The 23425-nt window shown below is 64.3% G+C and carries 21 protein-coding genes; 16 read left to right on the top strand and 5 right to left on the bottom strand.

The window, feature by feature from the left end; translation table 11 throughout:
* Nucleotides 1–8: 8 nt before the first annotated feature.
* Together ACYQ12_RS15695 and ACYQ12_RS15690 are read right to left on the bottom strand one after the other, a co-directional pair.
* Nucleotides 9–908: an ion transporter gene (locus ACYQ12_RS15695; protein WP_459873548.1), complete on the bottom strand. Its 900-nt coding sequence runs from the start codon at nucleotides 906–908 to the stop codon at nucleotides 9–11.
* Nucleotides 909–957: 49 nt separating this feature from the next.
* Nucleotides 958–1839 carry a CYTH domain-containing protein gene (locus tag ACYQ12_RS15690; protein ID WP_459873546.1) on the bottom strand — a complete coding sequence of 294 codons (882 nt, stop codon included), beginning with the start codon at nucleotides 1837–1839 and terminating at the stop codon, nucleotides 958–960.
* A 97-nt stretch (nucleotides 1840–1936) separates the two neighbouring features.
* On the opposite strand from ACYQ12_RS15690, the gene ACYQ12_RS15685 reads away from it, so the two are divergent.
* The 7 genes from ACYQ12_RS15685 (at nucleotide 1937) to ACYQ12_RS15655 (ending at nucleotide 10211) form a co-directional block, all read left to right on the top strand.
* Nucleotides 1937–2617 carry a TIGR00153 family protein gene (locus tag ACYQ12_RS15685; protein WP_459873544.1) on the top strand — a complete coding sequence of 227 codons (681 nt, stop codon included), beginning with the start codon at nucleotides 1937–1939 and terminating at the stop codon, nucleotides 2615–2617.
* A 61-nt stretch (nucleotides 2618–2678) separates the two neighbouring features.
* The gene (locus ACYQ12_RS15680; RefSeq protein ID WP_459873542.1) at nucleotides 2679–3947 is read left to right on the top strand and encodes an inorganic phosphate transporter; all 1269 of its coding nucleotides are present in this window, start codon (nucleotides 2679–2681) and stop codon (nucleotides 3945–3947) included.
* Nucleotides 3948–4058: 111 nt separating this feature from the next.
* Nucleotides 4059–5372 (top strand): amino-acid N-acetyltransferase, encoded by a 1314-nt coding sequence (argA, locus tag ACYQ12_RS15675; RefSeq protein WP_459873540.1) that lies wholly within the window; start codon nucleotides 4059–4061, stop codon nucleotides 5370–5372.
* Nucleotides 5373–6285: 913 nt separating this feature from the next.
* A complete protein-coding gene (locus ACYQ12_RS15670) occupies nucleotides 6286–7755 on the top strand; it encodes a sensor histidine kinase (RefSeq protein ID WP_459873538.1) in 1470 nt (489 codons plus the stop codon).
* A 31-nt stretch (nucleotides 7756–7786) separates the two neighbouring features.
* Complete coding sequence (locus ACYQ12_RS15665) at nucleotides 7787–8317, top strand: hypothetical protein (protein ID WP_459873535.1); 531 nt, start codon at nucleotides 7787–7789, stop codon at nucleotides 8315–8317.
* 29 nt (nucleotides 8318–8346) lie between these two features.
* Complete coding sequence (gene glrR, locus ACYQ12_RS15660) at nucleotides 8347–9711, top strand: two-component system response regulator GlrR (RefSeq protein ID WP_459873532.1); 1365 nt, start codon at nucleotides 8347–8349, stop codon at nucleotides 9709–9711.
* A gap of 137 nt (nucleotides 9712–9848) precedes the next feature.
* Nucleotides 9849–10211, top strand: a complete 363-nt coding sequence (locus ACYQ12_RS15655; RefSeq protein WP_459873530.1) for a hypothetical protein — start codon at nucleotides 9849–9851, stop codon at nucleotides 10209–10211.
* A gap of 136 nt (nucleotides 10212–10347) precedes the next feature.
* Here the strand turns inward: ACYQ12_RS15655 and yedF are convergent, their stop codons facing one another.
* Together yedF and yedE are read right to left on the bottom strand one after the other, a co-directional pair.
* Entirely contained in the window at nucleotides 10348–10587 is a 240-nt protein-coding gene (gene yedF / locus ACYQ12_RS15650) for a sulfurtransferase-like selenium metabolism protein YedF (RefSeq protein WP_459636934.1), read from the bottom strand.
* Nucleotides 10577–11788 (bottom strand): selenium metabolism membrane protein YedE/FdhT, encoded by a 1212-nt coding sequence (yedE, locus tag ACYQ12_RS15645; protein ID WP_459873528.1) that lies wholly within the window; start codon nucleotides 11786–11788, stop codon nucleotides 10577–10579. The genes yedF and yedE overlap by 11 nt, the downstream gene beginning before the upstream one ends.
* 317 nt (nucleotides 11789–12105) lie before the next feature.
* On the opposite strand from yedE, the gene ACYQ12_RS15640 reads away from it, so the two are divergent.
* A complete protein-coding gene (locus ACYQ12_RS15640) occupies nucleotides 12106–13194 on the top strand; it encodes an NAD(P)-dependent alcohol dehydrogenase (RefSeq protein ID WP_459873526.1) in 1089 nt (362 codons plus the stop codon).
* Nucleotides 13195–13233: 39 nt separating this feature from the next.
* Here the strand turns inward: ACYQ12_RS15640 and xseA are convergent, their stop codons facing one another.
* Nucleotides 13234–14571 carry an exodeoxyribonuclease VII large subunit gene (gene xseA / locus ACYQ12_RS15635; protein ID WP_459873524.1) on the bottom strand — a complete coding sequence of 446 codons (1338 nt, stop codon included), beginning with the start codon at nucleotides 14569–14571 and terminating at the stop codon, nucleotides 13234–13236.
* Between the two features lie 245 nt (nucleotides 14572–14816).
* Here xseA and ACYQ12_RS15630 point away from each other — a divergent pair, with 245 nt between their 5' ends.
* From ACYQ12_RS15630 to ACYQ12_RS15595, 8 genes are all read left to right on the top strand, one after another.
* Nucleotides 14817–16319, top strand: coding sequence for a flavin-containing monooxygenase (locus ACYQ12_RS15630; protein ID WP_459873522.1), 1503 nt, complete (start codon nucleotides 14817–14819; stop codon nucleotides 16317–16319).
* A gap of 14 nt (nucleotides 16320–16333) precedes the next feature.
* Entirely contained in the window at nucleotides 16334–17200 is an 867-nt protein-coding gene (locus ACYQ12_RS15625; RefSeq protein ID WP_459873520.1) for an alpha/beta fold hydrolase, read from the top strand.
* Complete coding sequence (locus ACYQ12_RS15620; RefSeq protein WP_459873518.1) at nucleotides 17197–18045, top strand: SDR family NAD(P)-dependent oxidoreductase; 849 nt, start codon at nucleotides 17197–17199, stop codon at nucleotides 18043–18045. Before ACYQ12_RS15625 ends, ACYQ12_RS15620 begins: the two co-directional genes overlap by 4 nt.
* Nucleotides 18046–18108: 63 nt before the next feature.
* Entirely contained in the window at nucleotides 18109–19302 is a 1194-nt protein-coding gene (locus tag ACYQ12_RS15615) for a PucR family transcriptional regulator (RefSeq protein WP_459873516.1), read from the top strand.
* A gap of 129 nt (nucleotides 19303–19431) precedes the next feature.
* Entirely contained in the window at nucleotides 19432–20433 is a 1002-nt protein-coding gene (locus ACYQ12_RS15610) for an iron-siderophore ABC transporter substrate-binding protein (RefSeq protein WP_459873513.1), read from the top strand.
* Between the two features lie 8 nt (nucleotides 20434–20441).
* A complete protein-coding gene (locus tag ACYQ12_RS15605; RefSeq protein WP_459873511.1) occupies nucleotides 20442–21470 on the top strand; it encodes a FecCD family ABC transporter permease in 1029 nt (342 codons plus the stop codon).
* Nucleotides 21467–22510, top strand: coding sequence for a FecCD family ABC transporter permease (locus ACYQ12_RS15600; RefSeq protein WP_459873509.1), 1044 nt, complete (start codon nucleotides 21467–21469; stop codon nucleotides 22508–22510). The genes ACYQ12_RS15605 and ACYQ12_RS15600 overlap by 4 nt, the downstream gene beginning before the upstream one ends.
* Nucleotides 22507–23334, top strand: a complete 828-nt coding sequence (locus tag ACYQ12_RS15595) for an ABC transporter ATP-binding protein (protein ID WP_459873507.1) — start codon at nucleotides 22507–22509, stop codon at nucleotides 23332–23334. Before ACYQ12_RS15600 ends, ACYQ12_RS15595 begins: the two co-directional genes overlap by 4 nt.
* Nucleotides 23335–23425: the final 91 nt, after the last annotated feature.

Below are 23425 nucleotides of genomic sequence, written 5' to 3'. Positions count from 1 at the left end.
GGACGCCGTCAGGCATTTCCGGCCCCATCCTCCGGTTCCTCGAGGCCGGCCCTGACGGCCTTGGGGTCGGGGTGGGTTTCATCCAGCCAGGTGCCGCAGCGCTTGCAGTATCGGGCGTCGCGCTCATGACGGTCGAGGCCGCAGCCGGGGCAGGCCTCGTTGGAGTAGCGCTCCTCGCGAAGCGAGCGGATGACCTCGGCGGAGAAGACCCCGGTGGGCACGGCGATAATCGAATAGCCGATCAGCATCAGCATGACCGTGATGGTCTTGCCCATCGGCGTGACCGGCACGATATCGCCGTACCCCACGGTGGTCAGACTGACGATCGCCCAGTAGATAGAGATAGGAATACTGGTGAAGCCCGCCTCGGCGGGCTCGATCAGGTACATCACCGAGGCGAAGATGGTGACCAGCGAGAAGATGCTGAACAGGAACAGCACGATCTGATGCATGCTGCGCTTCAAGGCGTCGAGCAGCAGACGGCTTTCACCGACGAACTGCATCAGACGCAATATGCGGAATATACGCAGTGCGCGCAGCATTCTCACCACCAGCAGCGACTGGGTGCCGGGGAGCAGCAGGGCGAGCCAGGTGGGCATGACCGATAGCACATCGATCATGCCGTAGAACGAGGTCAGATACTTGAGCGGGCGTTCCAGGCAGTACAGACGTGCCGCCAGTTCCAGCGTGAACAGCAGGGTGAATATCCACTCCAAGGTATAGAACACCTCGCCGAAGCGCTCGTTGTAGCTGGGCACGCTGTCGAGAAGGACTACCAGCACACTGGTCAGGATCAGCGCGATCAGGACGATATCGAATCCTTTGGCCATGCGGGTATCGGATTCGAAGATGATCTGAAACAGGCGCGTGCGCAGACGTGAATTGGCGGGCTTTAAGGGCGGAACCAAATTATTCTCCTGGAATTCGCAGGGCACTCGCCAAGCGTAGCACTGCCGGTCAGGACGTGAAGACCCGCATCAGCCGCAGCCAGCTCTGGGCGAGCGTTGGTGTCAGCCAGGCGTTATCGGGTGCCTGCTCTGCCGTCGACAGTGCACGGCTGAGCGTATCGAGATCCTTGCCGGCGGCTGGCGTCAGGCCCGCGTCGCCTTTCAGCCGCTGTAACCCCTCCAGGGCGCGGTGCCAGGCATGCGTATCATGGCTGTCCTGCCACCAGTCCAGCGCCAGGATGGTCTCGTTCCACAATGTGCCGGCATCCTCGGCGGGCAGGGCGGGCAACGCCCAGTGTCCCTCGCGCAGTGCCGCGCCGCGCTGGGCCTTGCTGGCATTGGCCGGACGCAGGGCCACCTGATCGGCGAGCCGCTCGGCGAGTCGCCATAGCGCTTCGGGATCGCCGTGCTTGAGTTCCAGTTCCACCTCGCGGATGGCGACCTCGCGGCCTGCCGCAAGCACCTTGCCCTGATCCAGCGCAATCTCGATGCGATCGTCACCCTCCTCGTACTGCCAGCTCTCGCGTACGAAATCGGTGGTGAAGCGGGCGGCGAGCCGCGCCAGCGTGGCCTCGTCCAGCGATGGCGGCGCGTGCTGCCTGAGCCCCTCCATGTCGAGGCCTTCACCCTCGATCGGCCACTCCCACTCCCCCCGGGAGTGCAAGCCTCCCGAGCCCTTGCCTGCGGTCTTGAGGGTCTGTAGACGCCCAACGGGGGTCTCGCGGATGCGCAGCGCGACCCGGGCCGCCTCGAGATCGCCATCGGGCGTGTCATAGTAGGTATTGGCCAGCCACTGGCGATGTGGGGGCAGGGCCGCCAGTGCCGGATGACGACGGAGCATGTCGGGACCTTGCGGGCCGAGGGCCAGCTTGAGCTCGATTTCTTCGGACATGGGGGATCGCCTCGAGAGCTAATATGAATTTTTCATGACGCGGCAGGGCCCAATCACTATACTTGCCGCTGCCAATTTCAACGGATCGAGCCACATTATGGTGACTTCCAATCCTTTTTCGGCGCTGTTCGGGCGTTCGCCCTTTCAGCCGCTACTGGCCCACATCGTCAAGACCAGCGAATGTGCGGAACAGTTGCTGCCCTTCTTCGACGCCACCCTGGCGGGAGACTGGGACGAGGCCACCAAGTATCGCGAGAAGGTGACCAGCCTCGAGCATGACGCCGACATGCTCAAGACCCAACTGCGCCTCAATCTGCCCAACACCATGTTCCTGCCCGTGTCGCGCTCCGACCTGCTGGACCTGATCAGTGTACAGGACAAGATCGCCAACAAGGCGCGCGACATCACCGGCATCATGCTCGGGCGCTGCATGCAGGTGCCGCCCGCGCTTGCTCAGCCGATGCGCGACTATCTGCAGACGGCGATCGCCACCGTGGCCCAGGCCCGCAAGGCGCTGGAAGAGCTCGAGGACCTGCTCGAGTCGGGTTTCGGACGCAATGTCTCCGACCTGATGCAGAATCTGATTCGCGATCTTCACGATCTCGAGCACAAGGCCGACGGCCAGGAAATCCAGATTCGCCGTCAGCTGTTCCAGCTGGAAAAGGAACTGCCGCCGGTGGATGTGATGTTCCTGTACCAGATCATCGAGTGGATCGGTGAGCTGGCCGACCGTGCCGAGCGCGTCGGTAGCCGCCTGCAGATACTCACGGCCCGCTGAAGCGGGTCGTTTGCCTTCGGCACTCTCTCAATCATTCGCTAATCACATAGAACGCTTGCCTATGTCCATCATTGCGCAATACGGCGATGTCTTCATCATTCTCGCCTGTGTCTTCGGTTTCTTCATGGCCTGGGGGGTCGGGGCCAACGATGTGGCCAACGCCATGGGCACCTCGGTCGGTTCCAGGGCCATCACCATCAAGCAGGCCATCCTGATTGCCGTGGTCTTCGAGTTCCTCGGCGCCTGGCTGGCGGGCGGTCAGGTCACCGAAACCATCCGCAAGGGCATCATCGATCCTGCGCTGCTCACCGATGATCCCCAACTGCTGGTCTACGGCATGCTCGCCTCGCTGCTGGCGGCGGGGTTGTGGCTGCTGATCGCCTCCATCCGGGGCTGGCCGGTCTCCACCACGCACTCCATCGTCGGGGCGATCGTCGGCTTCGCCGTGGCGGGGCTCGGAGTCGATTCCGTCGGCTGGGGCAAGGTCGGCCAGATTGCCGCCAGTTGGGTGGTGTCGCCGCTGTTGGCAGGAACGATCGCTTTCGTGCTGTTCCGCTCCGTGCAGGTGCTGATCTTCGAGAGCCGCGACCCTTTCGTATCGGCCAAGCGCTACGTGCCGGGCTATATGTTCCTGGTGGGCTTCATCGTCTCGATGGTCACGCTGGTCAAGGGACTGTCCCATGTCGGGCTCGATCTCAGTTTCGGCGAGAGCCTGCTGGTCGCCGCTGCCATCGGGGTGGTGATCATGGTGCTGGGTATCCTGCTCGAGAGCCGCATCGGCCGCGGCAAGAAAGGGCAGGGCGATGGCTTCAACTTCTCGGGCGTCGAGCGCATCTTCGGTGTGCTGATGATGTTCACCGCCTGTGCCATGGCATTTGCGCATGGTTCCAACGACGTGGCCAACGCAGTGGGCCCACTGGCCGCGGTCATCAGCGTGGTACAGTCGCACGGCGAGATCGGTGGCGCGGCTGCCCTGCCGTGGTGGGTGCTGGTGCTGGGCGGCGGCGGCATCGTGGTCGGCCTGGTCACCTACGGTCATCGGGTCATCGCCACCGTGGGCACCGGCATCACCGAGCTGACGCCGAGCCGCGGCTTTGCCGCCACCCTGGCGGCGGCGACCACCGTGGTGCTGGCCTCGGGTACCGGCCTGCCGATCTCCACCACGCATACCCTGGTCGGTGCGGTACTCGGCGTGGGGCTGGCGCGCGGCATGGCGGCGCTCAACCTGCGCGTGCTGGGTACCATCGTGCTGTCCTGGCTGATCACTCTGCCGGCCGGTGCGCTGCTCGCCATCATGTTCTTCTTCATGTTCAAGGGCATGTTCGGCTGAGCCGGATGCCGCTAATATAGGCTGACAAGGCGGGGCCATGCGGTCCCGCCTTTTCGTTGGCTTTGCTATAGTCAGTCTCCTTTCCCCATCCTGCTGCTGGAGCGCGGGCCCTTGAATACTCGCTTTCCCTTCGTCGACTGGTTCCGCAATTCATCGCCCTACATCAATGCACATCGCGGGCGTACCTTCGTGATTCTCATCGAAGGCGAGGCCATGGCCTCGGGACGCTGGGAGCAGTTGATCCAGGATCTGGCGCTGCTGCACACGCTGGGCGTGCGCCTGGTGGTGGTCTACGGCATTCGTCCCCAGGTCGGCGATGTATTGGCCGGGATGGGCATCACGCCCCAGCGCGTCGATGGCCGCTGGGTGACGGATCGCGACATCATGCAGCATGTGGAGCGGGTAGCGGCGGATCTGCGCCTGCGTCTCGAGGCGCGTCTGTCGCTGGGGTTGCCCAACACGCCGCAGCACGGTGTCGAGCTGACGGCCGTTTCGGGCAATCTGGTCATGGCCAAGCCGCTGGGCGTGCGAGGAGGGGTCGACTTCGGCCACAGCGGCGAGGTCCGGCGGGTGCGGGCGCGGACCATCGAAGGCCTGCTGGAGCGTAACGCCCTGGTGGTGTTGCCGCCGCTGGGCTTCTCCAGCACCGGCGAGGTGTTCGATCTCGTGGCTGCCGAAGTGGCGCAGCATACCGCCATGGCACTCAAGGCCGACAAGCTGATCCTGCTCGGCGAATCGGCGGGACTCCACGATGAGAGCGGCCAGCTGCAGCGCCAGTTGACCCCCGACGATGCCGAGCCATTGCGCCTGCAGGCCACGCCCGGCAGCGAGCTGGCCCGTCATCTGGGCGCGGCCTGCGAGGCGGCCCGCCACGGGGTGGCGCGTACCCACCTGCTGTCATGGCACGATCACGACGCCCTGCTCGGTGAGCTGTTCACCCGCGATGGGGTGGGTACGATGATCACCCAGAACCGCTATGAGCAGCTGCGCAAGGCCGAGCTCGACGATGTCGGCGGACTGCTGGAGCTGCTGCACCCGCTGGAAACGCGCGGCATGCTGGTGGCGCGCTCCCGCGAGCGGCTCGAGCACGAGATCGACGACTACTGGGTGATCGAGCGCGACGGTATGGTGATCGGCTGCGCCGCACTGCACGCCTTCGCCGATGCCCGTATGGGCGAGTTGGCCTGTGTGGCCGTGCATGGCGACTACCGGGGCGGGGCGCGCGGCGAGCTGCTGCTCGCCGAGATCGAGCGCAGCGCGCGTCGTCAGGGATTGACGGCGCTGTTCGCCTTGACCACTCATACCGCGCACTGGTTTTTCGAGCGGGGGTTCGTTCTCTCCGATCTCTCGGCCCTGCCACCGCTCAAGCGCGAAGCCTACAACCACGCCCGCAAGTCCAAGGTGCTGATCAAGTCTCTGACCTGATGCGCCCGGTGTCGCACGGTGGCTTCTCCTGAGCGGGAGCGCCGTGCGCCCGTATTTCCCGCCGCTTCGCTGCGCTCTGATGCGCCATTCTCTCGTGCGTCATGCATCCTGGCGATAGATCTGTCTCTTTTTTGAGACAGAGTAATGCCTTGATTGTGATTGATTTTCGTTATTCCGCGTAAATTTCGTCGTCAATTGGCGACATTTTTGCGGTCAAATAAGGAGTGACAGGGGCCGATACTCGGTCCGTCACCTTCCTGGCATCAAGGGGGTTGATTTAACTCATTGTTTTTAAATGAATATGCCAAAACCTGGCACGCGAATCGCTATATATAAAGTGAGCAACGGGAAGCGGTTCAGCATGGCTTGATCTTCTTCTCGACTGGCCCCGCTGAAAGGGCGGACATCCGCATACCATCAGCCGATCCGGCCAGTCAGCGTCTGCTCTACGCGATGTGTGACTTAGGTTGCGATGAGACGGGTACCGCCTTAGGGCAAGGATGGGTACCAAAAGGGCAAGGATGCCCTAGGCAAGGATGCCTCTCCCCCCTTCACGGGGGGCAGTTTACGGCGCAGCGCCAAGGCGATGCGCCACGGTACGAAGCATGGCGGCTCGGCCGCTGACATGGGAGTTGGCGTTTCCTGGAAGACTGTAGTCGCTCCCATGGCTTCGGGGCAGCAATGCCCAACCGGTCGTTTCTGGCGGTCTGTCCAGGCGGGCTTCAGGAATGATCTTTTGACCCTTCAGTTCCCTGCGTACCTTGGGCCGGCCCTGTCGGCCCTCTTTTTTGTGCATGCCATTCTCATTTTTTTGCCTCCAAATGACCGGAAACGGTAGGGATAGGCAATAACTCTGTTATTCTATGTAGACAGATTCGTAATCCTCACTGTCTTTCTGCGTAGAATCGTGTCCATGGCCAATCAGGTCTCGCGCCGCTGGCGTCCCCGCTCTCTGCTGCAACTCGTTCTCCTGGCCTTCATTGCGGTCATGCTGCCGATCGTCGTGCTCATGTTCCAGGCCGGGCAGGCCCTGTCCGAACTCTCCCAGCTCGCCGATGTCAGTGCGCGCCAGGCGGTGGAGCAGAACCGTCGTGCCCGTACGCTCAGCAGCCTGGCGCTGGAGATGGAGCGCAGCGCCCGCCAATATGCCGTACTCGAGCAGGAGGGGCTGCTCGAGATCTACGCGGAGAAGGCGCAACGCTACGAGGAGCTGCTCGCACGCCACGCTAGCTTGCTGCCGGACGACCCGGATGTGCAGGCGCTGCTGGAACAGGTTCAGCGGCTGCAGGAATTGCCCGCACTGCCGCTCGAGGAGATCCGGGCGCAGCTCGACGAGTTCGATGATTTCGCCAGCCGTACCGACGATGTCCTCAGGGCGACCAACGAGCTTGTCGATGAGCGTATCGAGCGCATCCGTGAACGGGCCCAGGGGGTGCGCGATCGCTTGTGGCTGCAGACCACGGCGCTGGTCTCCGTCAGCCTGGCGTTGATGCTGCTGTTCACCTGGCTGATCATCCGGCCGATCCGGCAGCTCGAACGCCGTATCCTGAGCCTGGGCAGCGGCCAGGAGGCGCAGGCTCCCAAGCGCATTCAGGGCCCGGCGGAGCTGGTCGATCTGGGCAAGCGGCTCTCCTGGCTGTCGGCGCGCCTCGCCGAACTCGAGGCCCAGAAGCAGCAATTCCTGCGCCACATGTCGCATGAGCTCAAGACGCCGTTGGCCAGCGTGATCGAAGGCACGGCGCTGCTGGCGGATGGCGTGGTCGGCGAGATGACGCCGCGCCAGCGGGAAATCGTCGGCCTGATCGACGACAGTGCCGTGGAGCTCCAGTCCCTGATCGAGCAGTTGCTCGATTACAATCTGCTTCAGCACAACCGGGGGCTCAAGCTGTCGCGTTTCGATCTGTACGGCGTCTTCCAGGAAGTGTTGTCCAAGCACCAGCTGGCGCTGGAGAAGAAGGGCATGGAGGTCGAATGGCCGCGGGCGCCGCTGCAGTGGCAGGCGGATCGTTCGCGTACCCTGCGCATCCTCGATAACCTGGTGTCCAATGCCATTGCCTACGGCGAGGACGGCGGACGGCTCGAGATCCGTACCCAGCGCTCGCCGGAGACGCTGGTCATCGAGGTGGCCAACAGTGGCGAGCCGATTGCCGAATCGGATCGCGAGCGTCTCTTCGAGGCTTTCTATCAGGGCAAGATCCAGCGCAAGGGGCCGCTCAAGGGCTCCGGCATCGGCCTGTCGGTCGCTGCCGATTGCGCCAAGGTGCAAAATGGCGAACTTGCCCTGGTGGAGGATGATAAGCTGCCGGTCTGTTTTCGCCTGACGCTGCCCTGGATAAAGGCAGAGGATCCGGCTCCTACCCAAGAAGCGATGCCCGTATCGTAGGCATCGACGACGATGCGAGGAACTGAGCCCGATGAAAACCAAGATCCTGCTGGCCATGGTTCTGGCCAGCTCGCTATTGGCCGGTTGCCAAGGGTTGAACCCGCAGCCTGAAGAGCCCGTCGATACCGTGCCGTCTTCCTGCCTGGGAGACATACCGACACTGGCCGACAACATCTGTCTGGTGGATGCCTGGGTCGGGTTCGGGCTCCAGGCCCAGCGCGGCGATGACGAGTGGCGCGAGCGCATGCTCTCGCGCCTCGACGGAGCCTATCCCGGACAGCGTCTGGCCCGCGCCGTGGTACTGTCCTGGGGCAACACCGCAGAGCGGCGGGACCGGGCGTCCGAGCTGTTCAAGGCGGACATCTCCGCAGCGCCGAGCCGCCTGCAGCCGCTGCTGCAGCAATGGCTCAACGGGCTCGAGGCACGTCGACAGCTGAACGAGAAGCTGGCGCAGAGCCAGGCACAATATCATGCGCTGCAACGAGAAAATGCGGAACTTGCGCAGAAGATCGACGCTCTGACGGCTATCGAGCAAAGCATCAATTCACGCCAGTCACCCTGACGGCTGGCGTCTTCGTCAAGGAGAATGACGTGAAGCAAGCCGCCGCTGCCCAGATCCTGCTGGTCGACGATGATACCAGCCTGCTCCGATTGCTGAGCGTGCGCCTCGAGAGCCAGGGATATCGGGTGACGACGGCGACCAGCGGCCGCCAGGCTCTGGAGTCGCTGGCCGAGAGTCGTCCCGACCTGGTGCTGACCGATCTGCGCATGGACGAGATGGACGGTCTGGCGCTGTTTCATGATATCCAGCGTCGTGCGCCGGGTCTGCCGGTGATCCTGATGACGGCCCATGGTTCGATTCCCGATGCGGTGAGCGCCACCCGTCAGGGGGTGTTCAGCTTCCTGACCAAGCCGGTCGATCGCGACGAGCTTTTCCTTGCCCTGGAGGAAGCCCTGTCCCAGACCCCGCGAGGCGGTGGAGCGGCCGACGAGGCCTGGCGGGCCAGCATCATCACCCGCAGCCCGCAGATGGAGCGCATCCTCGAACAGGCGCGCATGGTCGCCGCCTCGGATGTCAGCGTGCTGATCACCGGGCCCAGCGGCTCGGGCAAGGAGTTGCTGGCCAACGCGCTCCATCAGGCCAGCAGCCGTGCCGACAAGCCCTTCGTCGCCATCAACTGCGGTGCACTGCCCGAGCAGCTGCTGGAAAGCGAGCTGTTCGGCCATGCCAAGGGCGCCTTCACCGGCGCCGTCAGTCAGCACGAGGGCCTGTTCCTGGCCGCCAACGGCGGCAGCCTGTTTCTCGACGAGATCGGCGATATGCCGCTCACCCTGCAGGTCAAGCTGCTGCGCGCCCTGCAGGAGCGTCAGATCCGCCCGCTGGGGAGCACCGCTTCGGTACCCATCGACGTGCGCATCATCTCGGCCACTCATCGCGATCTCGACCGTGCCATGCACGACGGCGATTTTCGCGAGGATCTCTACTACCGCCTCAACGTCGTCAACCTGCGCCTGCCGCCGCTCAAGGAGCGTGCCGAGGATGTGCCGTTGCTGGCCAAGCATCTGGTCGCCCAGGCCGCCGCGCGCCACAAGCCCTTCGTCAAGGGGTTCTCGCCGGAGGCGATGAATCTGCTGGCCACCAGTGCCTGGCCCGGCAACGTGCGTCAACTGGTCAACGTGGTGGAGCAGTGCGTGGCGCTGACCAGTTCGGCGATCATTCCCGAGGCGCTGGTGGCCCAGGCCCTGGCGGCCGAGGAGAGTGCGCTGCCCTCGTTCGCCGAGGCGCGGGCCGGGTTCGAGCGCAGTTATCTCATCAAGGTGCTCAAGATCACCGAGGGCAATGTCACCCAGGCGGCGCGTATTGCCGGGCGCAACCGCACCGATTTCTACAAGCTGCTGGCCCGTCACGAGCTCGAGCCCGGGGCCTTCAAGCCGGATGCCGGTGACGCCGGCTAGATGCCTCCGGTGGCGAAGTCGCCCGGCGGATGTCACAGGCATCTCCGCGTCTTTTTCCTATACTGGGGGGATCAAGGTTGTAAAAGACCTGCGAGCAGCCCGCTTTCGATGAGCTGCAGTCAACAGGGAGGTAGGATATGCAACAGTACAAAGGATACGTTATCGGCGCGCTGAGTCTCGCGCTGTTTGCCACGGCGACGAATGCCGCGGCCATAGAGCGGCAGCCCAAGGAAGAGCAGCCCCTGGTCCGGGAGTGTCATCAGCAGGCGATGCAGAGTCCGGCCAAGGAAGAGCTGGCCCACAAGGAGCTGAAGGACAGCAACTTTCCGGACTACGTGCCGGGCGAGGAGTACGAGCTGCGCCTGAGTTTCCTGGGGCACGGCAACACGTTCCACAACGTCACCTGCCACGTGGATGAACAGGGGAACGTGACGTATCAGGAGGTCGAGCAGAACGGCCTGCCCAGCGTGCAGAGCGACGACAGTGGCGAAGAGTCGTGACGTCTAACCCGGCTTGAGACGCCGCTTCGCTTTCACTTCCACCCTCAGCTTTTTCTTCTCCCAACCGGGCCAGCTGCTGACGGCCCGGTTGAATGACTTGTGTTTCATGCAACTTCCCGACAGGCTACGCGCTTCGCTAGGAAATGATGAAGAACAGGTTCTCCTGACCGTTTCTGATCGGTTCCTGGGCGAACTTGTATCCCCTGCGCAGGGCTTCCTCCGGCACGTTCCTGAACGAGCCGGGACAGTCGGTAATGACCTGAAGCAACTGGCCTTTGGGCATGTCTGCCAGCGTCTCGAGCGTATAGATCACCGGGTAGGGGCAGGACTCCCCCCGCAGGTCCAGGGTGAAGTCCGCTTTCAGTTCAGTTTGCAAGGCTCTTCTCCTTGACTGGCGTAGCACCGAGATGGCTTCTCTGATACAGCCGTGTGAAGCCATAAAGCAGGCCCAGCATCGCCAGGGTCATGGTCAACGCCGCGATCGGCCCGACGGCATTGATCAGGTTGAGCTTCCCGCCACTGGCCACGAGCATGCTGTAGATGCCTAGATGATCCCAAGCATAGGCCAGCAGCGTAGCGCCTGCGACATTGCCGATGAAGACGGTCAGGTAAAGCACCTGGCCCTCCATGAGGCGATACATCATGCCGGTTTCGCAGCTGGAGGCCATCACGATCCCCAACCCGAATAGTACGCCTCCTACGAAGGTGCTCGGGGCCGCTATCTGGGTAATGGGAGAGAGGCCGTTGAGCATGATGAAGCCAAGCGTCATGACCGAGCTGATCGCCATGCCGGCAATGATGGCCTTGGCCATGACGCCACGCCCCATGAGCCACAGGTCGCGGAACGCCGAGGTAAAACAGATCTGGCCACGTTCTATGAGGATACCGAACAGCATCCCGAACAATGCCGCAATGCCCAGCCTGACCTGCCCGGAAATGAAGAAATAAGCGATCAGCCCGAAATACGAGAGGGCGAGCAGGCTGCCCAGCAGTGGCTGAGTGCGGGTGGAACCGGGTCGACTCGGCGCAGTCTGGCCTTTGGTCAGATTGGGCCGGCCCTTCCACCAGCGCATTCTGACGACCTTGGTCCCCCACCAGGTGCCTACACCGGTAGCGACGATGAAAATCCAGGCATGCAGGGAAAACTGGGGAACGCCGGTGAAGAACGCCGCCAGATTGCAGCCCAGCGCCAGGCGCGCGCCGAAACCCGCGATAACCCCGCCGACCAGTCCTTGAACCAGACGCCTTTTCTGCTGAGGCATCCGAATCTTGAAACTGTTACTCAGCAGCACCATCATCAGCGCGCCGATGAACATGCCCCAGACGATCCAGCCATCGGTGCGCGTTAAAGTGCTCCCCTCCAGCTTGACGATATCGAAGTAGGCCCAGTCCGAGGTATCGACACCCAGGAGGTGGAGAACATGGCCTCCCAACCGGGTGAACTCACCGGTCACGGCCCATACGGTCCCGGTCAGGCCGAAGTAGATGGCACTCAGGATCCCGGCCAGCATGAGTGCGGGTAGCGGGTTCCAGTATTGGGTCAGAAGGCTGGAGTCGCGCCACGAAGGTTTGTTCATCATCTTTCCCCGCAGGATTAACGGATGGCACACGCATGCACTCCCGGATCGTGGATGTCGTGACCCAAGTTCGGTCACCATCATCAAGGCAAGGGAAGGCAGCGTTATTATCGCGGAATTATCTTACCTGCTAATTTAAGCTAGGACGAATGGACTTGAAAAGCGCCTCCAGCGCTTTCAGGCAAATGTCGTCAGGAAGACGTAATAGGCCGCCGAAACGCGCTTGGGGAGGCCGGCCAATGGCCCGTGGTGAGATGCTACGGCATTAATTGACCAAAGCGTTCTAGTCGAGCGCATAACGCTGGGAAGGGATATTCATGCAGATCAAAGCTGCCGTTACGGCCGCGCAGGGCGAGGAGTTCAAGATTCAGCCTGTCGAGCTGGCACAGCCGAAAGGCAACGAGGTTCTGGTCAGGATCGTGGCGACCGGTGTCTGCCATACCGATGCTGTCGCCCGCGATCAGGGCATCTCGCCGTATCCCATCGTGCTGGGGCACGAGGGGGCAGGCATTATCGAGCGGGTTGGGGAGAGTGTCGCCGGGCTTGTTGCAGGTGACCATGTGGTGCTCTCCTTCTCCCATTGCGGCCAGTGCCGCAATTGCCTGACGGGGCATCCTTCCGTCTGCAGGGATCTCAACCAGCTGAACTTCGGCGGGCAGATGGCGGACCAGACGTACCGCCTGTCCAGCGGTGAGCAGCCGCTGGCGACCTTCTTCGGCCAGTCCTCCTTTGCCACTCATGCCGTAGCCAACGCACGCAACGTGGTCAAAGTGGATAAAGAGGTGGACCTGTCGCTGCTTGGCCCGCTGGGTTGCGGCATCCAGACGGGTAGCGGCACGGTACTCAACCGGCTCAAGCCCTCCTTCGGCTCGGCGATAGCCATCTATGGCTGCGGGGCGGTGGGGATGAGCGCCATCATGGCCGCAAGGATTGCCGGATGTCATCAAATCATTGCCGTGGACAGGCATGAAGGTCGCCTGAAATTGGCCGGCGAACTGGGCGCGACCCATACCTTGAACGGCAGTCAGGTCGATGTGGTCGACGAGATCAAGGCCATCACCGAAGGCGGGGCGCTCTATGCGGTGGAGACGACCGGGGTGCCTTCGGTGGTCCGCCAGTCCCTGCAGGCTCTTTGCCCCCTGGGGCAGGTCGCCATCGTCGGCGTGACGCCCGAGGTGACGCTGGATGTCCACAACGATTTGATGGCGGAAGGAAAGTCGATGATCGGCGTGATCGAGGGCGACGCCGTTCCGGCCGTCTTCATTCCTCAACTCATCGCCTACTATAAGGACGGCAGGTTTCCCTTCGACAAGCTGGTGAAATTCTATGATTTCGATCAGATCAATCAGGCTTTCGAAGACTCGAAGAGCGGTGCAACCATCAAGCCGATACTGCGTATCGGATGATTCTTGCCTTTAGCGATGGCGAGAGAACACTCTAAATCTTCAGGGATTCTTGAAGCGTCGCTTCACTTCCACCTTCAGCTTTCCCTCTCCCAACCGGGCCGTCAGCAACTGGCCCGGTTGCGTCTCGTGTGACCCACGCACGACCTGTCCCTTGTCGTCTTCGAGAATCGCGTAGCCGCGACCCAGTACCGCCAGCGGGCTCACCGCGTTGAGTTCGCGTGCCAGGGCCTCGAGGCGGTGACGGTCGTTCGCCAGCCGTCGGGGCAGGGCGTTCGCCAGGGCGTTTTCCAGTTGCGCGAGCCGTTGGCGCGATGCTGCGATTCGGCGGCCGGGCTCGCAGGCGCGCAGATGCACTGCCGCGGTCTTGTGGCGCTGGCGCTCGCTGGCCAGACGCTGACGCATCGCCAATTGCAGACGTGCCTGCAGGGTAGCGAGCCGGCGACGCTGCTCCGCGAGGCGCTCGCCGGGGTGGCGCAGCCGGGCACGGGCATGGTCGAGGCGCTGCGCCTCGCGGTCCAGGCGTGTGCGCAGGGCACGCACCAGGCAGGCGTGCTGGGTTTGCAGCCGGTCGAGCAGGTCGCGGCGATCCGGCACCAGCCGCTCGGCGGCCGCCGAGGGCGTCGGTGCACGTACGTCGGCGGCAAAGTCGGCCAGGGTGAAGTCCACCTCATGGCCCACCGCCGACATCACCGGCGTCCGCGAATGGAAGATGGCGCGGGCCAGATGCTCATCGTTGAAGGCCCAGAGATCCTCCAGGCTGCCGCCGCCACGGGTGATCAGCAGCGCGTCGAATTGCCCGTGCCGGTTGGCCAGGCCCAGGGCGCGAATCAGTGCTGGCACCGCTTCGCGGCCCTGCACCGGCACCGGCAGCAGGCTGACTTCCAGCGCCGGCCAGCGATGACGCAGTACCGCCAGCACGTCACGGATCGCCGCCCCGCTCGGTGAGGTGAGAATGCCCAGATGCCGGGGCGGGTAGGGCAGCGGTCGGGCATTGGCGAACATGCCTTCGGCGTCGAGCTGACGCTTCAAGCGCTCGAAGGCGGCGAGCAGCTCGCCTATGCCGGTGGGCTGCACGGCGTCGACGATCATCTGGTAGTCGCCGCGTGGCTCGAACACCGATACCCGCCCGCGCAGACGCACCCGATCACCCTCCTTGAGCGGTGTGCGCATGAGACTGGCACGGTTGCGGAAGAAGGCGCAGCGCAGCTGGGCGCGTTCGTCCTTCAGGGTGAAGTAGATGTGCCCCGAGGCCGGTCGCGCCAGCCCCGAGATCTCGCCCTCCACCCAGCAGTCGCCGAAGCCGCGCTCCAGCATCAGCCGGGCCTGGCGGTTGAGCTCGCTAACCGTGAGCGCCTGGGAGGCGGAAGTGTCGAGCATGATGGAGGTCCGTCTCGAGTCGGGGAGAAAGGCGCAGTGTAGCATTCGGGGCGGCCTCGGGAGCACGCTCGAGCGTCCGTGGCAGTTCGCCAGTAAGTGTCCCTTGGCACCGGTCGGCTACGATCTGCTGGGGCCTGCCTTGAGCAACATGCACCAATAAATATGAATCCAGGGGCATTGTGCCCCTGACATCCTCTCCTCGGGATACTGCATCATCATGTTTCGCGTTGACGGGAGGGGACCCAATGCCATTCGACCTTGCGCAAGATGATGTCGTCTTTGACGTGCTGATTCTGGGGGCGGGACTTTCCGGAATCGGCTGCGCCGCCTACCTGCGACGGGAACTGCCGGAAAAGCGCTTTCACCTGCTCGAGATGCGCGACGACCTGGGAGGCACCTGGGACCTGTTCCGCTATCCGGGCATCCGCTCGGACTCGGATCTCTACACCTTCGCCTACGAGTTCAAGCCGTGGGAAAGCTGCAACGCCATCGCGCAGGCCGCCGAGATAAAGTCCTACATTGCCGAGACCGCGGATGACTATGGCATCCGCGAGCGGATCAGCTTCGGGCGCAAGGTGCTGGCCTGCGACTGGTCGTCGGCCGAGGCGTTGTGGACCGTGACCACCGAGCGGACCGGAAGCGGCGAACGCGAGACCTGGCGGGCACGCTGGATCTTTTCGGCGACCGGCTATTACGACTATGAGCAGGGTTACCGGCCCGACTTTCCGGAGGAGGGCGCCTTCGGCGGACGTATCGTCCATCCGCAGGCCTGGCCCGAGGATCTCGACCATGCCGGCAAGCGGATCGCCGTGATCGGGTCGGGGGCGACCGCCATCACTCTGCTGCCCGCGTTGGCCGAGAGCGCCGCACATGTGACCCAGATCCAGCGCACGCCGACCTATGTCATGCCGCTGCCGCAGGAGGATCCGCTGCTGAAGCACCTCCGGCCACTCTTTTCGAAAGGCCGCACCCACCGCATTCTGCGACGCAAGAACATCTGGCGGCAGGCCATCTTCTATACGCTCTGCCAGCGCTTCCCCGGCACCATGCGCAAGCTCATCCGCAAGGCGAACGTCAAGAGTCTGCCCGAGGGCTTTGCGGTCGACACCCATTTCAACCCGCCCTACGCGCCGTGGGATCAGCGTCTGTGCGCCGTGCCCGGGGGCGATCTGTTCCGCTGCCTCGGCGAGGGCTCGTGCTCGATCGTGACGGGACACATGGCGCGCTTCACCGAAACCGGCATCGAGATGCAGGACGGCACGCACGTGGAGGCCGATATCATCGTCACTGCCACGGGGCTGAACCTCAAGCTCGCGGGCGGAGCGCGCTACAGTCTCGACGGCGAGGCGGTCGCGTGGCCCGATCACATCATCTTCAAGGGCATGATGCTGGACGGCATTCCCAATTTCGCCATGTCGATCGGCTACACCAACTCTTCCTGGACGCTGAAGGTGGGCCTGCTCTGTCGGCATCTCTGCCGTCTATTGCGCGAAATGGACGAGCGCGGCATGGCGGTCTGCGTGCCGGAACGGCCCGAGCGCGACATGGCGCTGCGTCCGCTGCTGGACTTCAAGGCCGGCTATGTGCAGCGCTCGGTCGACACGCTGCCACGGCAGGGGGATGCCTTCCCGTGGCAGATGACGTTCAGCTACCGCGAGGACGAGAAGATGATGACGCGCGGCCGGGTCATCGAGCCCGAACTGCATCTGTCTCCCGTGCCCGTACCACATACCGAGGCCGTGAAATGAGCGAAGACAGGTTCATGGAGTTGCCCAATGGAATCCGGCTCTGCTATCGCGACGAGGGCGAGGGCGATCCGATCGTTCTGATCATCGGGCTGGGCTATCAGCTGATCCACTGGCCCGAGGCCCTGATCGCGGCGCTGCGCGAGAGCGGCCGCCGCGTGATCCGCTTCGACAACCGCGATTCCGGCCGCTCGTCGCGGATCGACGGGCCCGAGCCTTCGCTCTGGCAGAAGCTGCGTGGCAAGGCTCCCGAGGGCGGCTACGACCTGGGCGACATGGCGACCGACACGGTGGGGCTCATGGATCATCTCGGGATCGACCGGGCGCATGTCGCCGGCATGTCGATGGGCGGGATGATCGGCCAGGTGCTGGCGGCGCGGCATCCGGAGCGTATCAAGAGCCTGACCTCGATCTTTTCCACCACCGGCGCGCGCGATGTCGGCCAGCCGAGCCTGCGGGTGATGCTGCAGTTCACCAAGTCGGCGCCGAAGACCCGCGAGGAATATATCGAACGCAACCTGCAGATGCTTGGCCTCATCGGTGGGCCCGGCTTTCCTTCGGATCCGGCAGTGAACCGTGAGATTTTCGGGCTGGCCTGGGATCGTGGCGCGCCCGATCTGCATCACGCCACGTCGCGGCAGATCGGCGCCATCTACGGCAGCGGGGATCGCACGGCCGAGGTGAAGACGATCTCGGCGCCAACACTGGTGATCCACGGCGTCAGCGATCCCCTGGTGAAGCCCTCGGGCGGCGAAGCCACCGCGCAGGCCATCCCCGGCGCACGTCACGTGGTGATTCCAGACATGGGTCATGAGATATCGCCTGTACTGTCGCCGCACCTCGCCGAGCTCATCCTCGAACACACGCAAGGGCACTCGACATGAGCGACATCTTCCAGGGCCGCGTGGCCGTCATCACCGGGGCGGGCAGCGGGATCGGCCGCGCCTTGGCACTGGAACTAGCCTCCCGCGGCGCTCGTCTCGCTCTCAGTGACGTCGAGGCCGACGCGGTGCGGGAAACCGCGGCAATGGCCGAGGCCAAGGGCGCGGAAGCAGCGCATGATGTCCTCGACGTGGCCGATCGCGCAGCCTTCGCGGCCTATGCGCAGCAGACGCTCGATCGCTTCGGCAGGGTCAATCAGCTTTACAACAACGCCGGCATCTCGCCCCGCAACGACACCTTTCTCGAAACCGATCCGGCGGATTTCGACCGCCTCCTGTCGATCAATCTCGATGGAGTACTGACCGGCACGCGGGTCTTCCTGCCGTACATGATCGCCAGCGGCGATGGGTATCTGGTCAACATCTCCAGCCTGAACGGCCTGATGGCACAGCCGCACATGGCCTCCTACGTTACCAGCAAGTTCGCCGTCCGCGGTTTCACCGAGGCGATCCGGATGGAAATGATATACGAGCACCATCCCGTCGAGGTGACGCTGGTGCATCCAGGCGGCGTCGCGACGCAGATCGCGTCGCGCAAGGCCGCCGAGATCGACGATTTGCCACCCGAGAAACAGACGGCGGCCCGCAAGCGGCTGCGGATCTATCAGGAAACGCTGCTGACGATGCCGGCCGAGACGGCGGCGCGCGAGATCCTCGACGGCATGGCGAAGGGGCGCCGGCGCATCGTACTGACGAACAAGGCGAAACGCCTCGACCTGATGATCCGGATGCTGCCGGAGCGCTATGTGGGAATCGTCGCCGAGAAAATGCGTGAGCTGTTCGATTGAGCGCTTGCCAGTGCGTCCATGAAGCCGCATGTTGCACCCAGTCCGTTCCGAAAAGCACGCACCATGCCCATATCCCCCGGCCGGCTGAGCCAACTGATGCGCGAGGCCGCGACACACGCCACCCAGGCAGACGATGTCTTCCAAGCCATCGACAAGGCGGTTTTGAGTGCCATCGGCCTCGCGGATGACCCGGTACTCGCCGCGCGGGTCCGGCGTGGCAACCGCCTGAACCTTGAACAATGGCTTACCCGCACCATTCTTGAACCGGGGCGCATGCCGGCCTATGAGCCGTCCCCCGAAATTCTCAATGCCTTTCGCGAGAATGCCCGCACCGGCTGGGGCGAGGTCGCGCTGGAGGCATTTCGGGCAGGCGAGACCGCCGCCTGGGCGAGCTGGATGCGGATCGTCTTCGACCTGACCGACGATGCCGAGGAGATCCGGGCCGTTCTCGAGTATTCGCACCGCTCGATCTCGGTCTTCGTCGAGGCTGCGGCGCGCACCATTCGCGAAGAAAACGCCCGCGGGTTGGCCGACTTTGCTGAAGGCTCGCCGGCGAAGCGCCGGGCACTGGTCGAACACCTCCTGAAAGGCGAGACGGTCAATCCGAGTCATGTCGGTCGCCGGCTGGGCTATCGCCTGGATCGCCAGCATCAGGCGCTGATCCTGTGGAGCGCATCGCAGGCCGTGGAGCCGGCCGAGATGGACGTATGGGTCGAGACGATCGCCGAGCGCTGCGCCGCCGCCGCGGTGCTCTCCATCGTGGAGGACCCGCTCCGACGTTGGATCTGGATACAGCGCCCGCTCTCCGCCGCCGAAGCCGAGGCAGTATGCCCTGGCCACGCCAGGCTGGCCCTGGGGCCCGTGCTGCGTGGGCTCGACGGTTTCCGGCGCAGCCACGAGGGGGCACAGATCGCGCAGCGGATACTCGCCAAGGCTCCGGAAAACCGACGTGTCGCGTATTACGAGAACGTTCGCCTTGCCGCCATCCTCGGCCAGGACCCGGCATGGGCTCGCGCTTTCGTCTCCGAGGTTCTGGGCGACCTGAGCAACGCGCCAGCGCCGTTGCGCGATACGCTGCGGCACTATCTAGCCCAGGGCGGCAACGTCAGTCGCACGGCGCAGGCGCTGTCGATGCACCGCAACACCGTCATGCGCCACCTCGCGTTGGCCGAGGAGCTGCTGCCCCGGCCCCTGGCGGACGCGCGCATCGAGGTGGCGGCGGCTCTCGAAGCCTTGGTGTGGTGGTCCAACGAGTGACAGCGCTTGCCCGGAATGCGCTTGGGCAACCGATGGCCGGCCCAGGCGACGATGGCATACATCGCTTGTTAAATGTCTTAACTGTTAATGTAAACTAGTAGCATTATCAGTCAGGATAGGAACTTCGGTATGCGCCGCGCCACCCGACCTTTCGCCGTCACTCTGCTTTCCGTCGCAGTACTGGTTTTCCCGCTTGCCGGATGGTCGCAGCAAACGGATGAGACCTTCCCCGTCACCATCGACCATGCCTTCGGTACCACCACCATCGAACACCGGCCGGAACGTGTGGCGACGGTGGCCTGGGCCAATCATGAGGTTCCCCTGGCGCTGGGGGTCGTCCCCGTCGGCTTCGCCGCGGCCAGTTTCGGTGACGACGATGGCGATGGTCTGCTGCCGTGGGTCAGCGCACGGCTCGAGGAACTCGACGCGGCAACGCCCGTGCTGTTCGATGAGGGTGACGGCATCGATTTCGAGGCGGTGGCGGCGACGCAGCCGGACGTCATCCTGGCCGCCTACTCCGGACTCAGCCAGGCGGATTACGACACGCTCAGCCTGATCGCTCCTGTCGTCGCCTATCCCGATTCGCCGTGGTCGACGGACTGGCGCGAGATGATCCGCATAAACAGTGCAGCCATTGGCATGGCCGCTGAAGGCGATGCCTTGATCGCCAGGCTCGAGGCGCGGATCGCCGAAAGCGTCGCGGCGCACCCCGAACTCGAGGGCAAGACCGCCATGTTCATCACGCACCTCGATCCCACCGATCTGAGTGTCATGCGCTTCTACACTGCCAACGACACCCGGGTGAAATTCTTCGAGGATCTGGGCTTGCGCACGCCGGACAGCGTGACGCAGGCCACCGGGGAGGGCCAGTTTGCCGGTGAGGTCAGCGCCGAACGGATCGATGCCTTCAACGATGTCGATATCTTCGTGACCTATGGTGACGAACAATTGCTCGCGCCGCTGGAGGCCAATCCGCTGACCTCCAGGATGCGTGCCATTGCCAACGAGTCGGTGGTGCTGCTGGGCCGGGGCCCGGTCGCCACTGCCGCCAACCCGACACCTCTGTCGATCCCGTGGGTGCTGGACGACTATGTCGGGATGCTGGCGGAAGCCGCCCGCAAGTCGGAGTGACGGCCAGGGTGGAGACTGTCGTCGAATCATCGTCTTGGAACCGGGACCGTCTGGTAAAAACTGCCGGCCTCGTGGCGCTGATCGCGCTCCTGGCAGCGCTTTGCCTCCTTTCCGTCGCCGTCGGCACCCGCGAGGTCGCCTGGCACGAGATCGTCGCCGCGCTGCGGGGGCACGTTGACAGCGTCGGCGAGGCGGCGGTCGCGATGCGCATTCCGCGCACCCTCCTGGCGGCCGTTGCCGGTAGTGCGCTGGGCCTCGCCGGGGCGATCATGCAGGGCGTGACCCGCAACCCGCTGGCCGATCCGGGGATTCTCGGCATCAACATGGGGGCCTCGCTCGCCGTGGCGATCGGGCTGGCCTGGTTCGGGATGAGCATGGCGCATGCCTATATAGGGGTGGCGATCCTCGGCGCGGGGCTGGCGGCGGTCTTCGTCTATGCCATCGGCTCGCTGGGGCGCGGCGGGGCAACGCCGCTCAAACTGGCGCTGGCTGGCGCGGCAACCTCGGTGGCCCTGTCCTGCTTCACTATCGCGGTCGTCCTGCCCCGCAACGACATCGCCGGCGGCGTGCGATCCTGGCAGATCGGCGGGGTCGGCGGCGCCACTTTCGACACCCTCCAGCTCGTGCTGCCGTTTCTTGTCGTGGGTTTCCTCATCAGCCTGCTCTCCGCCCGCAAGCTGAACATGCTGGCGCTGGGCGATGACCTGGCTGCCGGCCTGGGCGAGAAGGTCGCGCTGGCGCGGGGCACGGCGGGACTGGGCGCCATCCTGCTGTGCGGTGCCACGACGGCGGTATGTGGCCCGATCGGGTTCGTCGGGCTGGTGGTGCCGCACTTGTGCCGCCTGCTGGCGGGCGTGGATCACCGCTGGCTGCTGCCGTTTTCGGCGCTGAGCGGCGCTTGCCTGCTGCTGCTCGCCGACGTGGCCGGACGAGTCGTCGCGCGGCCCGGTGAACTCGAGGTCGGCGTCGTCACCGCCTTCATCGGCGCTCCCTTCTTCATCTGGATCGTCCGGCGGCAACGGGTGAGGGATCTATGATCGCCGACACACCCCACATGCGCACCCGGGTCAAGGCAGGGCGACAGCGCCGAACGCGGCGATGGCGCGGCGTCACGGCCGTCCTCGTGGTGATCGTGCTCGCAGCCATTGCCGTGACGCTGATGCTGGGCCAATCGTTCACCCCGCCCCAGGACGTAGTGCGCGTGCTGTTGGGTGAAGACGTACCCGGCGCCAGCTTCACGGTCGGCCACCTGCGCCTGCCACGAGCGGTATTGTCGGTGCTGGTCGGCATGTGCTTCGGACTGGGCGGTGTGGCCTTCCAGATCATGCTGCGCAACCCGCTGGCCAGCCCCGACATCATCGGCATCAGCCTGGGCGCAAGCGCCGCCGCCGTCTTCGCCATCGTGGTCTTGCAACTGAGCGGCCCAGCCGTGGCGGTCTTCTCGGTGGCTGCCGGGCTGGGTGTGGCGTTGCTGGTCTACGGCCTGGCGTCCGGCAACGGGGTCGCCGGGACACGGTTGATCCTGATCGGCATCGGAATCGCGGCGATGATCGAAAGCTTCATCGCTTATCTCCTGTCACGGGCGCCTGAGTGGGCGTTGCAGGAGGCCATGCGCTGGCTGACCGGTAGCCTAAACGCCGCGCAATTGAGCCAGGCGCTGCCGGTGCTGGGAGCGCTGCTCGTCTTCGGCGGTATCCTGCTCAGCCGAAGGCGTGATCTCGAGACGCTGCGCATGGGCGACGACACGGCCGCCGCGCTGGGCGTGCGGGTCGGCCCGACCCGCATCACGGTGATGGTCTGCGCCGTGGGCATGATCGCCGTCGCGACCGCCGTGACCGGTCCGATCGCCTTCGTGGCCTTTCTTTCAGGGCCGATTGCGGCACGCATCATCGGCACGAACGGTTCGATCCTGATCCCCTCGGCGCTGGTCGGCGCCTGTCTGGTGCTGGTCGGCGACTACATCGGGCAATTCCTGTTGCCGAGCCGCTATCCGGTCGGTGTCGTCACCGGCGCCCTGGGAGCTCCTTACCTCATCTATCTGATCATTCGCGTGAACCGCACTGGAGGCTCGTTGTGACCGCTGCGCACCATCTCGTTGTCGAGGATCTGTCCGCCGGCTATGGCGAGCGCACCATTCTCGAGGGGTTGAATCTGGCCATTGCCCCGGGCCGCATCACCTCGATCGTCGGGGCCAACGCCTGTGGCAAGTCGACGCTGCTGCGCACCATTTCGCGCCTGCTGGCCCCCAGCCAGGGCCAGGTCCTGCTCGACGGCAAGTCCGTTCACCGACGCCCGACCCGCGAGCTGGCCCGCACGCTGGGGCTGCTGCCGCAATCGCCGATCGCCCCGGAAGGGATCACCGTCGCCGATCTGGTCGGCCGTGGGCGCCACCCGCATCACGGCCTGATGTCGCGCTGGAACCCGCATGACGACGAGGCCGTCGCCACCGCGCTGGAAGTGACCAGGACTGCCGAACTGGCCGACCGGGAGGTGGACGCGCTCTCGGGCGGGCAGCGCCAGCGGGTCTGGATCGCCATGGCGCTGGCCCAGGAAACCGACCTGCTGCTGCTGGACGAGCCGACCACCTTCCTGGACGTCAGTCATCAGGTCGAGGTGCTGGATCTGCTCACCGACCTGAACCACAGCCGGGGGATCACCATCGTCATGGTACTGCATGACCTCAACCTGGCCGCGCGTTACTCCGACTGGCTAGTGGCGATGCGGGGCGGACAGCTATACGCCCACGGCCAACCCGAGGACGTCCTGAGCGAGGAGGTGATTCTGTCGGTCTTCGGCCTGCGCAGCCGGGTCATTCGCGATCCGATCTCGAACAAGCCGATGATGCTACCGATCGGGCGCCACCGGTTGGCCGGGGAGTGGGCCGGCAATCAAGCTTGGTAGCGCTGACGGTACGGTGTGGCTGCTGGTCGTTGAGAGAGACGGGAGTGAATATGAAGATAAATGAAAAATATTATCATCTAGATTCGTATTG

Source organism: Halomonas shantousis, assembly GCF_054654615.1.
The sequence above is the reverse complement of the archived record's forward strand: the minus strand, read 5'-3'. Positions and strand labels throughout refer to the sequence as shown.

Bases quoted from the DNA above. Each gene is read 5' to 3' on its own strand.
- ACYQ12_RS15690 (WP_459873546.1), bottom strand. From the start codon at position 1,839: ATGTCCGAAGAAATCGAGCTCAAGCTGGCCCTCGGCCCGCAAGGTCCC.
- ACYQ12_RS15685 (WP_459873544.1), top strand. From the start codon at position 1,937: ATGGTGACTTCCAATCCTTTTTCGGCGCTGTTCGGGCGTTCGCCCTTT.
- ACYQ12_RS15680 (WP_459873542.1), top strand. From the start codon at position 2,679: ATGTCCATCATTGCGCAATACGGCGATGTCTTCATCATTCTCGCCTGT.
- ACYQ12_RS15670 (WP_459873538.1), top strand. From the start codon at position 6,286: ATGGCCAATCAGGTCTCGCGCCGCTGGCGTCCCCGCTCTCTGCTGCAA.
- ACYQ12_RS15665 (WP_459873535.1), top strand. From the start codon at position 7,787: ATGAAAACCAAGATCCTGCTGGCCATGGTTCTGGCCAGCTCGCTATTG.
- ACYQ12_RS15655 (WP_459873530.1), top strand. From the start codon at position 9,849: ATGCAACAGTACAAAGGATACGTTATCGGCGCGCTGAGTCTCGCGCTG.
- yedE (WP_459873528.1), bottom strand. From the start codon at position 11,788: ATGAACAAACCTTCGTGGCGCGACTCCAGCCTTCTGACCCAATACTGG.
- ACYQ12_RS15640 (WP_459873526.1), top strand. From the start codon at position 12,106: ATGCAGATCAAAGCTGCCGTTACGGCCGCGCAGGGCGAGGAGTTCAAG.
- xseA (WP_459873524.1), bottom strand. From the start codon at position 14,571: ATGCTCGACACTTCCGCCTCCCAGGCGCTCACGGTTAGCGAGCTCAAC.
- ACYQ12_RS15630 (WP_459873522.1), top strand. From the start codon at position 14,817: ATGCCATTCGACCTTGCGCAAGATGATGTCGTCTTTGACGTGCTGATT.
- ACYQ12_RS15625 (WP_459873520.1), top strand. From the start codon at position 16,334: ATGGAGTTGCCCAATGGAATCCGGCTCTGCTATCGCGACGAGGGCGAG.
- ACYQ12_RS15620 (WP_459873518.1), top strand. From the start codon at position 17,197: ATGAGCGACATCTTCCAGGGCCGCGTGGCCGTCATCACCGGGGCGGGC.
- ACYQ12_RS15615 (WP_459873516.1), top strand. From the start codon at position 18,109: ATGCCCATATCCCCCGGCCGGCTGAGCCAACTGATGCGCGAGGCCGCG.
- ACYQ12_RS15610 (WP_459873513.1), top strand. From the start codon at position 19,432: ATGCGCCGCGCCACCCGACCTTTCGCCGTCACTCTGCTTTCCGTCGCA.
- ACYQ12_RS15600 (WP_459873509.1), top strand. From the start codon at position 21,467: ATGATCGCCGACACACCCCACATGCGCACCCGGGTCAAGGCAGGGCGA.